The organism is Paraburkholderia sp. BL23I1N1 (assembly GCF_003610295.1).
GTDB lineage: Bacteria > Pseudomonadota > Gammaproteobacteria > Burkholderiales > Burkholderiaceae > Paraburkholderia.
This window is the reverse complement of sequence record NZ_RAPV01000001.1, coordinates 828315-843797: the sequence shown is the minus strand read 5'-3', so window position 1 is coordinate 843797 and position 15483 is coordinate 828315. Positions and strand designations below refer to the sequence as shown.

The window sequence follows — 15483 nt, the reverse complement described above, 5'->3', positions numbered from 1 at the left end:
CCAAACCGGCCCACGCAGCAAACGGTCGGGTCAGGTTAGCGCTTCCAGTCGGGCGGGCGTTTGTCGATAAACGCCTGCACGCCTTCGAGCGCGGAGTCGTCCATCATGTTGCAGGCCATGGTCTGGCCGGCTAGCTGATATGCCGCTTCGATGCCCATTTCGAGCTGGCGATAGAACAGGCCTTTGCCGGCGCTCACTGCTTCGACGGGTTTCGCGCAGATGCTTTTCGCGAGACGCGCGACCTCCGCATCAAGTGCGTCCGCCGGAACCACGCGATTCACGACGCCTTGCTGTTTCGCCTGCGCGGCGTCGATGAAATCGCCGGTGAGCAGCATTTCGAGCGCCGCCTTACGCGACAGATTGCGCGACAGCGCCACCGAAGGCGTCGCGCAGAAGAGACCGAGGTTGACACCCGAGACAGCAAAGCGCGCGGTATCGGCGGCGACGGCCAGATCGCACATTGCGACCAACTGACAGCCGGCCGCCGTGGCGATGCCGTGCACGCGTGCGATCACCGGTTGCGGCAAGCGCTGGATCGTCAACATCAGTTTCGTGCAGCGCGCGAACAAGGCCTGGTAGTACGCCAGCGACGGCGCCGCGCGCATTTCCTTCAGATCGTGCCCCGCGCAGAAAGCGCGGCCGGCGCCGGCGATCACCACCACCCGCGCATTGGACCCGGCCAGCGCCGTGAGCGTGGACTGCAACGCGTCGAGCAGCGCTTCGGAGAGCGCGTTGAAGGCGTCGGGCCGGTTCATCGTCAAGCGGACGACGCCCGGCACGCCGTAAGCGTCGTGTTCGATTTCGACCAGCGAAGCACTGCGCACCTCGGCATTCATCGCTCGCTCCTCGTTGAATTCGTGCGGTTCGCGGCGTTCGCGCTACGCTCGCAACGCCTCGGCTCAGATCCCGGCCAGCGAGCGCACGTGCGCGACCACGCTGCGCCCGAGCGCCGACAGGTTGTACCCGCCTTCGAGACAGCTGACGATCCGCCCACGCGCATAGCGCTTCGCGATCTCGCGGACCTGGTCGGTGATCCAGGCATAGTCGTCTTCGACGAGACCCATATTGCCGAGATCGTCCTCTCGATGCGCGTCGAAGCCGGCCGAAATGAAGATCATCTCCGGCTTGAAATCATGCAGGCGCGGCAGCCACAGCATGTCCACCGCCTCACGCACCGCCATGCCTTTCGAGCGCGCCGGCATCGGCACGTTGCACATGTTGGGCGCCTGATTGTCGGCGCCGGTGAACGGATAGAACGGATGCTGGAAGATGCTGCACATCAGCACACGCGCATCGCCTGAAAAGGCCGCTTCGGTGCCGTTGCCGTGATGAACGTCGAAGTCGACGATCGCCACGCGCTGCATGCCGTGCACTTCGAGCGCATTTCGCGCGGCGATCGCCACATTGTTGAAAAAGCAGAAGCCCATTGCGCGTGCCGGCTCCGCATGGTGGCCCGGCGGGCGCACGCTGCAAAACGCATTGTCGTAGCGGCCTTCGATCACGGCGTCGGTCGCGGCCACCGCGGCGCCCGCCGCGCGCAACGCGGCCTGCAAGGTGTGCGGGTTCATCGACGTGTCGGGATCGATTTCCGCGAGACCCTCAGCGGGCGAACGGCTGCGGATGTAATCGACGTGGGCCTGCGTATGCACGCGCAACAGCGCGGCTTCGTCGGCGAGCGGCGGCGATTCGCGCTCGATTAGCGAGTCGATGCGGCTTGCGATCAATTGATCTTCGATTGCGTGCAGGCGCGCCGGGCATTCGGGATGCCATTGCCCCATATCGTGCAGCAAACAATCGGCGTGGGAATAAAAGCCTGTTGCCATGATTCTCGTCTGCGGCGCGGCGCTTTCACAGCGCGCGCGGCGTGTCTCCGTCCATGGGCGCGCGCACCAGGCGCGCCAACATTTGCCAAGTTACCACACGATGCGACTGTGACGCGCTGGGCACAGATTTGCGGAAGGCGTCGGGTATACTGCCTCGATCCGTTTTCCCCTGTCTCTTTCGCACTGCGCCCCCTAGCTCACTATGACCGTCAAGCTTGCTCTGTCTGCACGAAACCGGCTACGCACGAAGACCGTAGCCGCCGCACTGTCTGTCGCATCGTGCATGTTCATGGCAACCAGTCCGGCGACGGCGCAAAGCGCCACAAAGAAGCCGCCGCTGCTGCTCGCGCAAAGCCAACCGCAACCGTCGGTGCCGCAAGGGCAAACCTTCGAAGAAGAAATCATCCCGCAGCGCTATGCGAACAATCCGAACGTGGACGCGTTCATCAGCGACATGTCCGCACGCTACGATTTCGACGAAGCCGCACTGCACGCGCTCTTCGCGCGTGTGAGCTATTCGGCCACGGCGGTCAAGCTCGTCACGCCGTCACCCTCGCCGACGATCAAGAACTGGCGCGTGTATCAGTCGCGCTTTCTCGACCAGGTGCGTATCAACGCCGGCGTGCGTTTCTGGCGCGCCAACCAGGCCACCCTGCAGCGCGCCTATGAAGAGTTCGGCGTGCCGCCGGAGGTGATTGTCGGCATCATTGGCGTGGAGACGATCTACGGGCGCTTCATGGGCAACTTCCGTGTGCTCGACGCGCTGACCACGCTCACCTTCGATTATCCGAATACCGCCAATCGCGCGGATCGCCAGGCGACCTTCCGCAAGAATCTTGAAGACTACCTGGTGTGGACGCGCGATTCGCAAATCGATCCGACTACCGTGCTCGGCTCCTATACCGGCGCGATCGGGATTCCGCAGTTCCTGCCGAGCAGCATCGTGCAATACGCGGTGAGCTACGACGGCAACAAGCAGATCGATCTGCGCACGAGCCAGGCGGATGCGATCGGCAGCGTGGCGAATTATCTGCGCCAGAACGGCTGGGAAAACGGCCGGCCGGTGGTGTGGAAGATCGGCACGGACGCCGGCAGCCTGGGCGTAGCGCAAGCGGCCGCCGACGGCAAGCCGGAGCCGCATTGGCCGCTGGACCAATTGCTCCGTGCCGGACTGTTGCTGAACGAGCCGGGAGTCGATATCGCATCGGAAGCCGGCACGCCGGTGACGGTCGTGGATCTGCCATCGCCAGGGCGCGGGACCGAGTACATGCTGGGGTTGAAGAACTTCTATGTGCTGACGCGCTATAACCGCAGTTTCTTCTATGCACTCGCGGTTTATCAATTGGGCCAGCGGATCAAGGCGCAGATGGAAGCGAGCAACGCAACGAACGCCAGCGACAATGCCTCGGCACCGAACGCGGCTTCGAAATAAGCTGAGTGGCAGGTGCCAGACACTCGCTGCGTCACGAACGGGTAGTGAGCGACACAAAAAAAGCGCCGGTTATAAAACCGGCGCTTTTTATTGGCCAACTCAGTTTGAGGGCCACCCGATGTGCCGCAGCGCAACTATGCCGGGAACACGCCCGTCGACAGATACCGATCACCCCGATCGCAGACGATAAACACGATCGTCGCATTCTCGACCTGGCGCGCGACGCGCAGCGCCACCTCGCAGGCCCCACCCGACGAGATGCCGGCGAAGATCCCTTCCACCGAAGCCATGCGCCGCGCCATCGCTTCCGCTGCGGACTGGCCCACATTCTCGACGCGATCTACGCGGCTACGATCGAAAATCTTCGGCAGATAGGCTTCCGGCCACTTGCGAATGCCCGGAATACGCGAGCCCTCTTCCGGTTGCGCGCCGATGATTTCAATGGCCTGATTCTGTTCCTTCAGATAGGTGGACACGCCCATGATCGTGCCGGTCGTGCCCATCGACGAGACGAAGTGCGTGATGCGCCCTTCGGTGTCGCGCCAGATTTCCGGGCCGGTGCCTTCGACGTGCGATGCCGGATTGTCCGGGTTCGCGAACTGGTCGAGGATGATGCCCTTGCCTTCGCGCTGCATCTGTTCAGCGAGATCGCGCGCGTATTCCATGCCGCCCGTCACCGGCGTCAGCACAATTTGCGCGCCATAGGCGGCCATGCTCTGACGGCGCTCCACCGACAGGTCTTCCGGCATGATCAGCACCATCTTGTAGCCGCGGATCGCCGCCGCCATCGCCAACGCAATACCTGTGTTGCCGCTGGTCGATTCGATCAGCGTGTCGCCCGGCTTGATGCGCCCGCGTGCTTCCGCCTTCTTGATCATCGACAGCGCCGGACGGTCCTTCACCGAGCCCGCAGGATTGTTGCCCTCGAGCTTCGCAAGGATCACGTTATTGCGGCTGCGGATCTCGTCATCAGGAAGCCGGACGAGTTGCACGAGCGGCGTATTGCCGATCGTGTCTTCAATCGTTTTGTATGCCATATCGGTTCTGGGGCTGTCGATGCGCGGAGTCTTCAATCCATCGATTCTAAACCACCGTGCGCGCGGCTGCCGTGCGGCCCTTCTGCCCGCATGGATGCAGGCGCGCATTCCCGGGATCACAACACAAAAAGCCCGCGGCTGAGAACCGCGGGAGCCAGTCATCTGCATGACAGCTGAAGGAGTATTCTGAACCACTCCGACCATGAAGGGAAACGACGCTAACGGAGCATACGCGGGACCAGGCGCGCAGAGCTGACCCGCCCAGCGCGCACGGCCCGCATCAGGCTATTTCTTCACCGCCACAGTGGCGTTGCTCTTTTGGGTAGCGGCCGCATTGGCGCCATTGCCCGCAGCGGCCGCGCCTTTGGTCTGTGCAGACGCCGCAGCTTGCGTGTTAGCAGCCGCGCCAGCCGGACCGACAGCGAGACCCTCCGCCTGCAGGCGCTCGACGGTATGCCCGCCTATGCCTTTGACGCGCTTGCCGAGATCGGCCGGGTCCTTGTACGGACCATGCGCTGAACGCTCGTCGAGAATGGCTTTCGCTTTGGCATGACCGATGCCCTTGATGCCGCGCAGCGCGTCCTCGTTAGCCGTGTTGACGTCGACCGCCGCATACGCGTGGCCAAAAGCGGCCAGCACGGCCGCGGTAACCAGAATTTTTCGAAACATATGGAATCTCCCTCGTACAACCGGTTGGCGATCATGACCAACCGGGAGATTCCAGTTTAAACCGAAGTTCCCCCATCCACCCAAGCCACCAAGCGGGTGCAAGCCCCCGTGTTTCAAGGCATCCGCGCTTTCGAAGCCCTTCCTGTGGATTACAAAATGTAGTCACTAAAATTTCTTGAAATCTACGCAATATTACCTATATTTGTTCTATGGCAAGCAGGACTGGAACCGCTCACGTCGTCACCACAACGCGCACTTACAAGGGCACGGTGTACCGCACGCACCTGCTGCGACGTAGCTACCGCGAGGACGGCAAGGTCAAGAACGAGACGCTGGGCAACCTCTCGCATCTGCCCGAGCCGCTGATCGAGATCATTCGGCGCTCGCTGCAGGGCGAGACGTTCGTCCCGCTGGGCCAGGCGTTCGAAGTCACCGGCTCCCTCGCTCACGGCCATGTGCAGGCCGTTGAGTTGGCGATGCAGCGCCTGGACTTCGCGTCGCTGCTGGGCAGCAAGCCCTCACCTGAGCGCGAACGGGTGCTGGCGATGGTGGCCGCGCGCATCGTGGCGCCGCACACAAAGCTGGCCACCACGCGCTGGTGGCACACCACCACGCTGGCGACGGACTTCGGCGTGGCCGACGCGAACGAGGACGATCTGTACGCGGCGATGGACTGGCTGCTCGCGCGCCAGGACGCGATCCAGAAGAAGCTCGCCGCGCGGCATTTGAGCGCCGGCGGCCTGGTGCTGTACGACCTGAGTTCGAGCTACTTCGAGGGCACCACCTGCCCGCTGGCCCGGCTGGGCCACAACCGCGACGGCAAGAAGGGACTGCTGCAGGTCAATTACGGACTGCTCACCGATGCGCGGGGCTGCCCGGTAGCGGTGTCGGTGTATGAAGGCAACGTGGCCGACAGCAGCACCTTCCTGCCCGAGGTGCAGCGCCTGCGCGAGAGCTTCGGCGTCGGGCAACTGGTGATGGTCGGCGATCGCGGCATGATCTCCAGCAAGGCCATCGACGAGCTGCGCGAGACGCAGGGCATCGACTGGATCACGGCCTTGAAGAGTGCATCGATCCGCGCACTGGTCGAGCAGGGCCAACTGCAGCTGGGGCTGTTCGATGAGCACAACCTCATGGAGATCGCCTCGCCGGAGTATCCCGGCGAGCGGCTGGTGGCGTGTCGCAATCCGCAGCTCGCGACGCTGCGAGCGCACAAGCGGCAGGACCTGCTCGCTGCTACCGAAAAGAACCTGCAGCAGATCAAGGAACGCGTGGAAGCGGGCAGACTCAAGGGCGCCGATGCGATTGGGCTGCGCGTGGGCAAGGTGGTCAACCAGTACAAGGTGGCCAAACACTTTGAACTGCAGATCAGCGACGGGAGCTTCTCGTTTACGCGCAAGCACGAGGCGATCGCCGCGGAGGCCGCGCTGGACGGCATCTACATCATCCGTACTTCGGTCGAGGCCACGCGCATGGAGGCGGCCGAGTGCGTGCGCAACTACAAGGCGCTGGCCAACGTCGAGCGGGCCTTCCGCAGCCTCAAGACGGTGGACCTGAAGGTGCGCCCAATCCACCATCGCACGGCTGCTCGGGTGCGCGCGCACATTCTGCTGTGCATGCTCGCCTACTACGTGGAATGGCACATGCTCGAAGCCTGGCGCGAACTGATGTTCGCCGACACCGACCTGGCGGCCAAGGCCACGCGCGACCCGGTGGCGCCGGCGCAGCGCTCGCAGCAGGCGCAGGAGAAGGTGGTGAGTCGCACCGTGGCGGATGGCTCGCCCGTCCACAGCTTCTCCACGCTGATGGCCGAGCTGGGCAGCATTGTGCGCAACACCTGCCGCACACCAGGAGCTGGCCCCGAGGCGCCGACGTTCGACATCATCACCACGCCCAATGTGACGCAGCGTCACGCACTCGATCTGATCAGACAGATCCACCCGTAGACAGAAACCGGATCCCCGAATTTATGCCGGTGCCTGTGGCACGGGGGCAAACTCGCCCGGCCAATACTGGAACTTCGGGTTAAAGAGGTATCCGAAAGATTTACACCTGGCCGAATAGCCAACGTACGTATCGATCAACACCTTCCTGCACGCTCAGGAACGGCGCGTCATAGCCGACGGCACGCAGTTTCGACTGATCCGCTTGCGTGAAGCATTGATACTTGCCACGCAATGCATCGGGGAACGGAATGTATTCGATCAGCCCGCGTTGCACCTGATCCGCGAGCGACAACGGCGGCTCGTTGTTCAACGCACGCAGCGTGTTGACCACCGTGCTCGCGATGTCGTTGAACGGCTGCGCACGGCCGCTGCCCAGATTGAAGATGCCCGACTTGTCCGGATTGTCGAAGAAGAACAGGTTCACCTTGACCACGTCTTCGACAGAGACGAAATCGCGCGTCTGCTCGCCGGCGGCGTAGCCGTTGTATTCGCCGAACAGCTTGACCTTGCCCTCGGCGCGGAACTGGTTGAAGTTGTGAAACGCCACCGACGCCATGCGCGCCTTGTGCGTCTCGCGCGGCCCATACACGTTGAAATAGCGGAAGCCGGCAATCTGGCTCTTCGCCGTGGGCAGCACCCGACGGATCACCTGGTCGAACAGGAACTTCGAATAGCCGTACACGTTCAGCGGCTGCTCGACTTCGCGCTCTTCGACGAAGCGGCTCGAGCCGCCATACGTCGCCGCCGAGGACGCATACAGAAACTGGATGTGCTGCGCGAGACAAACATCGAGCACGTCACGGCTATAGCGGAAGTTGTTGTCCATCATGTAGCGGCCGTCGGTTTCCATCGTGTCCGAGCAGGCGCCTTCGTGGAAAATCGCGCGCACTTTACCGAACTCGCCCCGCTTGAAGCGCTCGACAAATTCGGTCTTGTCGAGATAGTCGTCGATCTCGCAGTCGACGAGATTCTTGAACTTGTCCGCGCGCGTGAGATTGTCGACCGCGATGATGCGTTGTTCGCCGCGCTCATTGAGCGCCTTCACGAGATTGCTGCCGATAAAACCGGCCGCGCCGGTGACGATGAGGGTCATGATGATCCTGCCGTAATGAGGTTCAGTTGACGCCCCGCGGGTTCCTGTTTTGCGCCGCTGAAACTGAAGCGCGCAAAGCAGGGAGCCCGGCAGGCCGCATCAATGAAAGAGTTCGTCGTAGTTGACGGTGGCGGTGCCGAGCTTACCGACCACGATGCCGGCCGCGCGATTCGCGAGCCCGACCGCCTCGACCAGCGTCAAACCCGCGCCGAGCATGGCGGCGAGCGTGGCGATCACGGTGTCGCCCGCGCCCGACACATCATACACTTCGCGTGCAACGGCCGAAGCGTGCAGGATGCCGTCGTCGGAGAAGAGCGTCATGCCCTCTTCCGAACGCGTCAGCAGCAACGCCTTGAACTCGAGATCGGCGCGCAGTTTGGTCACGCGCGCGATCAGATCTTCTTCGGATTTCCACTGTCCGACCACCTCGCGCAACTCGGCGCGATTCGGCGTGATCAGCGTGGCGCCGCGATAGCGCTCCCAGTCGTCGCCCTTCGGATCGACCAGCACCGGCTTGCCCGCCGCATGCGCCTTGGCGATCATCTGCGTGACGTGCGTGAGACCGCCCTTCGCGTAATCGGACATCAGGATCACATCGTGCGACGGCAGCAGGTCGTCGAAACGTGCGAGGCCCGCGAGCAGCACTTCATGCGCCGGCGAGTTTTCGAAGTCGACGCGCAGCAACTGCTGCTGACGCGACAGCACGCGCAGCTTGATGGTGGTGAGCAAATCCGGATCGCGTTCCAGATGCGGCGCCACACCGCTTTCGCCGAGCAGTTGCACGATGCGCTCGCCGGGCTCGTCATGGCCGACCACGCACAGCAAACCCGCTTGCGCACCGAGCGCAACCGCGTTGCGCGCCACGTTCGCCGCACCGCCGAGCCGGTCTTCCTGGCGCTGCACATGCACGACCGGCACGGGCGCTTCCGGTGAAATACGGTTCACGTCGCCGAACCAGTAGCGATCGAGCATCACGTCGCCGACCACGAGCACGCGCGCCGCGGCGAGGCGTTCGCGCGGCACCACGGTCAGCGCCGCTGCGGGTGCGGATTGAGGAGTTTCAGGCATTGCTGGAGACATCGGCCGGAGATTCAGAGGGCTGGGCATAAGGTCGTCCGATCGAGTGATAGTCGATACCGAGCTCGGTCATCGCGTCCGGCTCGTACAGATTGCGGCCGTCGAAAATCAGCGGCGACTTCAGCACTGATTTCAGATGCACGAAATCCGGGCTCTTGAATTCCTTCCATTCGGTGACGACCACCAGCGCATCGGCACCGGTGAGCGTCTCGTCCTGGGTGCTCGTGAACGTGAGACGCGCCTGCTGTTCCGGCGCATCGTGCAGATCGAGGGCGAATACGCGGCGCGCTTCGGCCACCGCCACCGGATCGTACGCGCGCACGTGGGCACCACGCGCCAGCAATTCGGCGATCACGCGGCGGCTCGGCGCTTCGCGCATATCGTCGGTATTCGGCTTGAACGCGAGACCCCACACGGCGAACGTGCGGCCGCTCAGGTCTTCACCGAGCTTGCCCGTGATTTTCTTCACCAGCACGTCTTTCTGCTTGTGGTTCACTTCCTCGACCGCTTCGAGGATGCGCAGATTGTGGCCGCTTTCGCTGGCAGCGCGGATCAGCGCCTGCACGTCTTTCGGGAAGCACGAGCCGCCGTAGCCGGCGCCGGCATACAGGAAGTGATAGCCGATGCGCGGGTCCGAGCCGATGCCACGACGCACCGCTTCGATATCCGCGCCGACCCGGTCCGCCAGATTCGACATCTCGTTCATGAACGAGATGCGCGTGGCGAGCATCGCATTGGCTGCGTATTTTGTGAATTCAGCCGAGCGCACATCCATGTACAGCGTGCGTTCGTGATTTCGGTTGAACGGCGCGTACAGACGCTTCATCAGTTCACGCGCGCGCAGGCCGGCCTCGTCTTCGTCGCTGCCGAGCACGATGCGATCGGGACGCATGAAGTCGTCGACGGCCGCGCCTTCCTTCAGAAACTCGGGGTTCGACACCACCGAGAAACGATGCTGTTCACTATTGGCGAGCCCGCGCTTTGCCAGTTCCTCTTCGACCACCGCGCGCACGCGTTGTGCCGTGCCGACCGGCACCGTCGATTTGTCGACGATCACCTTGAAGCCGTTCATCGTGCGGCCGATGTTGCGCGCCGCTTCGAGCACGTATTGCAGGTCGGCCGAGCCGTCTTCGTCCGGCGGCGTGCCGACGGCGATGAACTGCACTTCGCCGTGTGCCACGCTCGCTTCGATATCCGTCGAAAACGTGATGCGGCGCGCCGCGCGCGTGCGGGCGATGATCTCCAGCAAACCCGGCTCGTGGATCGGCACGCCGCCATTGTTGAGGATTTCGATCTTGCGCGGGTCGACGTCGAGACAGAAGACGTCATGGCCGATTTCGGCGAGGCACGCGCCGGTGACGAGTCCAACATAGCCCGTGCCGATAATGGTGATTTTCATACGCTTTCCGGTAGAGGGTTCCGGTGAGGGTTTCTCGTAGTGAGCAAGGCCGTCATGATCCCACCCGGCTTAATCCGCCTGACAGGCCGCCGTCGTTGCGGCGCGGCCGTACGATTGCATCCGCGATTACATCCGTGTCAATTCGACGCCGTGATCGGTTCGACGCGACGCGGCGCGTAGGTTTCCCAACCGCTGCAACCCGGGCACTGCCAGTAAAACAGCCGCGCCCTGAAACCACAATTCTGGCACGTATACCGTGGCAGATTTTTGGTGCGCTGACGAATCAGCGTGCGCATCAATTCGAGCTCGCTGCGCCGCGGCTCTTCCGCGACGGCCTCCTGGGCTTCCAGAAGACGCGTCATACCCGCGAGATTCGGCGACTTCTGCATCTGCGAGCGCGCTAGCGCATGCGCGGCGTCGGGTCCGCGTATCGCCGCAATGTGCTGGTAGGTCACGTCGAGCAGATCGTTCGACGGATAGCTGTCTACCCACGTGATCAGCAGATCGGCGCCGTCCTGCGGTCGGCCGAGCGCCTCATAGGCCTTCATCAGCTTTTCCGCGACGAGCGGGAGATAGGCAGGATTCTGTTCCTCGACGCGCCGCCATTGGACGATCGCGTCCTCTTGCGAGCCGCCCGCCGCATCGACGTCACCGAACAGAATCGTGGCGCGCACGTTGGTCGGGTTCGCCTTCAACGCAAAACCGAGCTGGCGCCGCGCCTCGTCCGCGTTTTTCTGCTGCAGCGCTTCCTGGGCGAGCTCGCAATGGAACTGCGCGATTTCCTTGTCGAGCGACTCGGCGCCCATTGTCTCCAGATGGCGCGCAGTGTCGATCGATTTCACCCAGTCTTTCTCGATCTGGTAGATGGTCAGCAGCGCACGCTGTGCACCCAGCGCGTAATTGCCGGTTTCGAGCGAGCGGAAAGTCTCTTCGGCGCGATCGAGCAAACCGGCTTTCAGAAAGTCCTGGCCCAGTTCGTACAGCGCATGATCGCGTTCGGTGACAGGCAGATCGGTGCGGCTCAACAGGTTCTGATGCACACGAATCGCGCGGTCCGTCTCACCGCGCCGGCGGAACAGATTGCCCAGCGCGAAGTGCAACTCGATCGTTTCCGGGTCGAGCTTGACGACTTCGATAAACGCGTCGATCGCCTGGTCAGGCTGCTCATTGAGCAGGAAATTGAGGCCACGAAAGTACGAACGCGGCAGGTTGGCGCTTTCGGACAGCAGCGTCTTGAGGTCGTAGCGCGCGGCCATCCAGCCGAACGCAAAAGCGACGGGTACGGCAAGCAGCCACCAGAAGTCTAGATCCATGCGATTAATGCAAATGTGCGGGACAGCGGAAACGGAAAGCCGCGCTTCAGAGGCGCGGCAGAATACAACTTAGATCAGCGGCGGCATGGGCGGTTGTTCGACCACGACCGGGGTTTCGCGCGCCACACGCAACTCGCGCTTGAGCCGGCCATTCTCCATGCGCAGGCGCACCATGGCCGGTATTGACGACACCAGCCCGGCCAGCAGCCCCACTACAAAAAACGCGAGGCCAATCAGAATCAAAGGCGCCGACCACGCGTAGCCAGCGAGGAAATTCAACGTAGCGGGTTGTGTATTGGAGAGCGCGAGCACCAGCAGGAGCACGAACACCAGCACACGGATCAGCCAGACGATAAATTTCATGAATAGGTCTCTTGACGGCAGTTGCGGGGTGACGCCGGCTTGATGACGCGTCGCGCCACGGTGTTGCCCGCGCCGAAGTGACCCGTATTGTAATTGAAGCCCTCGCGGCTGGGCAGGAACTGGCTAATAGAGCACTTATGCGCGGTTTATCTTGCTTCAGGCGTACGCGTCGGCAGGCGTGTTCGCTTCTTGGGCGAACCGCGCTTTGGAACGCGCCGCCCGCAGTCCACGAACAAATTCTCTCAATGAAGACAATGGACGAAAAAAAAAAGCGCCCGAAGGCGCTTTTTCTGGTCTTTTGCCGTCTGGCTTTGGCCGCTGACGCTACCAATGCCGTGCTGCGAACCGCACAGCGAAGCATTTACAGGTCGTCGTCATCCGGCTCATCGGCCTTCAGCGGCTCGCCCGAACGTCCGTCTACCCGCTCGCGCAATTCCTTGCCCGGCTTGAAATGCGGTACGTACTTCTCAGGAACCAGCACCTTCTCGCCCGACTTCGGATTACGCCCGACGCGGGAGGGACGACGATTAAGGCCGAAGCTGCCGAAGCCGCGAATTTCAATGCGATGACCGTTGGCAAGCGCCTCCGACATCGCATCGAGCATCGTCTTCACCGCGAAATCCGCATCTTTAAGTACAAGCTGCGGAAATCGCGTAGCCAGCTGGGCGACCAATTCCGATTTGGTCATACTGCAGCAGACCTCTCAAGAAAACGCAGGGCTTACTGGTTCTGGCCGTCGAGCTTGGCCTTCAGCAGCGCGCCGAGGTTCGTCGTGCCGGTAGCAGCCGAGCTCGAATCCGACGAAGCCAGGCCGCGGATCGCTTCCTGTTGCTCAGCCGAATCCTTGGCCTTGACCGACAGGTTGATGCCACGCGACTTGCGATCGATGTTGATGATCATCGCGTTGACCTTGTCGCCTTCCTTCAGCACGTTGCGAGCATCTTCCACGCGGTCTTGCGCGATTTCCGAAGCACGCAGGTAGCCTTCGACTTCAGCCGACAGCGTAACCACTGCACCCTTCGCGTCTACCGTCTTGACCACGCCGTCGACGATCGAACCCTTGTCGTTCATTGCAACGAAGTTGCTGAACGGGTCGCCTTCGAGCTGCTTGATACCCAGCGAAATGCGTTCCTTCTCGACGTCGATGCCGAGAACGATCGCTTCCACTTCGTCGCCCTTCTTGTACTTGCGAACTGCTTCTTCGCCCGTTTCGCTCCACGACAGGTCCGACAGGTGAACCAGACCGTCGATGCCGCCCGGCAGACCGATGAAGACGCCGAAGTCGGTGATCGACTTGATTGCGCCTTGCAGCTTGTCGCCCTTCTTGAAGTTGCGGCTGAAGTCGTCCCACGGGTTCGGCTTGCATTGCTTCATGCCGAGGCTGATACGGCGGCGGTCTTCGTCGATTTCGAGAACCATGACTTCGACTTCGTCGCCCAGCTGAACAACCTTCGACGGTGCAACGTTCTTGTTCGTCCAGTCCATTTCCGACACGTGAACCAGGCCTTCGATGCCCGATTCCACTTCGACGAATGCGCCGTAGTCGGTGATGTTGGTGACCTTACCGAACAGGCGCGTGCCCGACGGGTAACGGCGGGAAATGCCTTCCCACGGATCGTCGCCCAGTTGCTTGATGCCCAGCGAAACGCGGTTCTTCTCTTGATCGAACTTGAGGATCTTCGCGGTGACTTCCTGGCCAACCGACAGAACTTCGCTCGGGTGACGCACACGACGCCATGCGATGTCGGTGATGTGCAGCAGGCCGTCGATACCGCCGAGGTCCACGAACGCGCCGTAATCGGTGATGTTCTTCACCACGCCTTCCACGATCGCGCCTTCCTTCAGCGTTTCGAGCAGCTTTGCGCGCTCTTCGCCCTGGGTTGCTTCGATCACGGCACGGCGCGACAGCACGACGTTGTTACGCTTGCGGTCGAGCTTGATGACGCGGAATTCCAGCGTCTTGCCTTCGTACGGGGTCGTGTCCTTAACCGGACGCGTGTCAACCAGCGAACCCGGCAGGAACGCGCGGATGCCGTTGACCATGACGGTCATGCCGCCCTTGACCTTGCCCGTGATCGTGCCGGTCACGAGTTCGTTGTTGTCGAGAGCCTTTTCCAGCGACAGCCACGAAGCCAGACGCTTCGCCTTGTCGCGCGACAGGATCGTGTCGCCATAGCCGTTTTCCAGCGCGTCGATCGCGACGGAAACGAAGTCGCCCGCCTGCACTTCTACCTCGCCCGCGTCGTTCAGGAACTCTTCGAGCGGGATGTAGGCTTCGGACTTGAGACCAGCGTTGACGACCACGAAGTTGTGGTCAACACGCACGACTTCGGCGGAGATCACTTCGCCGGCGCGCATGTCTTGCTTGGTCAGCGACTCTTCGAACAGAGCCGCAAAAGATTCGGTATTCGGGTTGGAAGTTTGCAGGTCGGACATAAAAATCAAAATTTGCATGGTTCTCGCGGTGCCCGGCTGGCCAGGACGGTCAGCAACTACGGCAAGAATGCGAATGCCACGCGGGGTTAAGGGGTTAAAACACGCTCCACGACACATGCCGCGGAGCACCTACTGACAACGCTACTTCTACTGCGCCCACTGCTTAAAGCGCTGCTCAAAAACAACGCAAACAAAACTACGCAAACATCAAGCATGTGGGACCCATGCTTCATACCACTGCACCACCTGCTCGACCGCCTGGTCGATGGACAATGCCGAGGTATCAAGCAGCTTTGCATCCGCTGCAGGCTTGAGCGGCGCGGCCGCGCGCTGACTGTCACGCTCGTCGCGCTCACGCAAATCACGGAGCAAGTCATCTATATTAGCAGAAAATCCTTTTTGGATCAATTGCTTATGCCGGCGCGCCGCACGGGCCTCGACACTGGCGGTCATGAACACCTTCAGCACGGCGTCCTGGAAGATCACCGTGCCCATGTCGCGGCCGTCGGCGACCAGCCCCGGTTCCTTACGAAACGCCCGCTGACGGGCCACCAGCGCGGTTCGCACGGGCGCGTGCACGGCGATCGCCGAGGCCCGGCTGCCGACTTCCTCGGCCCGAATGTCGGCGGATACATCGGTGCCGTCGAGCTGCGCCAGCCCCTCGCGAAAGGTGATGTGCAGATCGTCGATCAGTTTTACAAGCGCGTCGACGTCGTCCGCCACGATGTTGTAGCGCATGCTGGCGAGCGCGGCGAGCCGGTACAGCGCGCCGCTATCCAGCAAATGGAAGCCGAGATTCGCGGCAACCAGCGCGGCCACGGTGCCTTTGCCCGAGGCGCTGGGGCCGTCGATCGTAATGACGGGCGTTTGGTGAAAGGGACGGATCGGTTTCATC

14 protein-coding genes are annotated in these 15483 nt (G+C 62.2%); 2 read left to right on the top strand and 12 right to left on the bottom strand.

What is annotated here, in order from left to right:
- Positions 1-35: 35 nt before the first annotated feature.
- Both B0G76_RS04040 and B0G76_RS04035 read right to left on the bottom strand, forming a co-directional pair.
- Complete coding sequence (locus B0G76_RS04040) at positions 36-836, bottom strand: enoyl-CoA hydratase (protein ID WP_120290299.1); 801 nt, start codon at positions 834-836, stop codon at positions 36-38.
- Positions 837-899: 63 nt separating this feature from the next.
- Complete coding sequence (locus tag B0G76_RS04035) at positions 900-1823, bottom strand: histone deacetylase family protein (RefSeq protein ID WP_120290297.1); 924 nt, start codon at positions 1821-1823, stop codon at positions 900-902.
- A gap of 283 nt (positions 1824-2106) precedes the next feature.
- On the opposite strand from B0G76_RS04035, the gene mltB reads away from it, so the two are divergent.
- Complete coding sequence (gene mltB / locus B0G76_RS04030; protein WP_259460496.1) at positions 2107-3255, top strand: lytic murein transglycosylase B; 1149 nt, start codon at positions 2107-2109, stop codon at positions 3253-3255.
- Between the two features lie 134 nt (positions 3256-3389).
- Here mltB and cysM read toward each other — a convergent pair whose 3' ends face one another.
- Both cysM and B0G76_RS04020 read right to left on the bottom strand, forming a co-directional pair.
- A complete protein-coding gene (cysM, locus tag B0G76_RS04025) occupies positions 3390-4292 on the bottom strand; it encodes a cysteine synthase CysM (RefSeq protein WP_120290293.1) in 903 nt (300 codons plus the stop codon).
- Between the two features lie 285 nt (positions 4293-4577).
- Positions 4578-4961, bottom strand: coding sequence for a helix-hairpin-helix domain-containing protein (locus tag B0G76_RS04020; RefSeq protein WP_120290291.1), 384 nt, complete (start codon positions 4959-4961; stop codon positions 4578-4580).
- A gap of 209 nt (positions 4962-5170) precedes the next feature.
- On the opposite strand from B0G76_RS04020, the gene B0G76_RS04015 reads away from it, so the two are divergent.
- Positions 5171-6907, top strand: a complete 1737-nt coding sequence (locus B0G76_RS04015; RefSeq protein ID WP_120290289.1) for an IS1634 family transposase — start codon at positions 5171-5173, stop codon at positions 6905-6907.
- A 100-nt stretch (positions 6908-7007) separates the two neighbouring features.
- Here the strand turns inward: B0G76_RS04015 and rfaD are convergent, their stop codons facing one another.
- The 8 genes from rfaD to cmk all read right to left on the bottom strand — a co-directional run bounded on the left by rfaD (position 7008) and on the right by cmk (position 15482).
- Positions 7008-8000, bottom strand: a complete 993-nt coding sequence (rfaD, locus tag B0G76_RS04010) for an ADP-glyceromanno-heptose 6-epimerase (RefSeq protein ID WP_120290287.1) — start codon at positions 7998-8000, stop codon at positions 7008-7010.
- Positions 8001-8099: 99 nt separating this feature from the next.
- Positions 8100-9107, bottom strand: a complete 1008-nt coding sequence (rfaE1, locus tag B0G76_RS04005) for a D-glycero-beta-D-manno-heptose-7-phosphate kinase (RefSeq protein ID WP_120296191.1) — start codon at positions 9105-9107, stop codon at positions 8100-8102.
- Positions 9061-10476, bottom strand: a complete 1416-nt coding sequence (locus tag B0G76_RS04000) for a UDP-glucose/GDP-mannose dehydrogenase family protein (protein WP_120290285.1) — start codon at positions 10474-10476, stop codon at positions 9061-9063. Before B0G76_RS04000 ends, rfaE1 begins: the two co-directional genes overlap by 47 nt.
- A 137-nt stretch (positions 10477-10613) precedes the next feature.
- Positions 10614-11789, bottom strand: a complete 1176-nt coding sequence (gene lapB / locus B0G76_RS03995; RefSeq protein ID WP_120290283.1) for a lipopolysaccharide assembly protein LapB — start codon at positions 11787-11789, stop codon at positions 10614-10616.
- Between the two features lie 69 nt (positions 11790-11858).
- Positions 11859-12152: a lipopolysaccharide assembly LapA domain-containing protein gene (locus B0G76_RS03990; protein WP_120290281.1), complete on the bottom strand. Its 294-nt coding sequence runs from the start codon at positions 12150-12152 to the stop codon at positions 11859-11861.
- A gap of 361 nt (positions 12153-12513) precedes the next feature.
- Entirely contained in the window at positions 12514-12840 is a 327-nt protein-coding gene (locus B0G76_RS03985) for an integration host factor subunit beta (RefSeq protein ID WP_120290279.1), read from the bottom strand.
- A 32-nt stretch (positions 12841-12872) separates the two neighbouring features.
- On the bottom strand, positions 12873-14606 hold the full coding sequence (rpsA, locus tag B0G76_RS03980; RefSeq protein ID WP_063496917.1) for a 30S ribosomal protein S1: 1734 nt from the start codon (positions 14604-14606) through the stop codon (positions 12873-12875).
- A gap of 189 nt (positions 14607-14795) precedes the next feature.
- The gene (gene cmk, locus B0G76_RS03975) at positions 14796-15482 is read right to left on the bottom strand and encodes a (d)CMP kinase (protein WP_120290277.1); all 687 of its coding nucleotides are present in this window, start codon (positions 15480-15482) and stop codon (positions 14796-14798) included.
- Position 15483 lies beyond the last annotated feature (1 nt).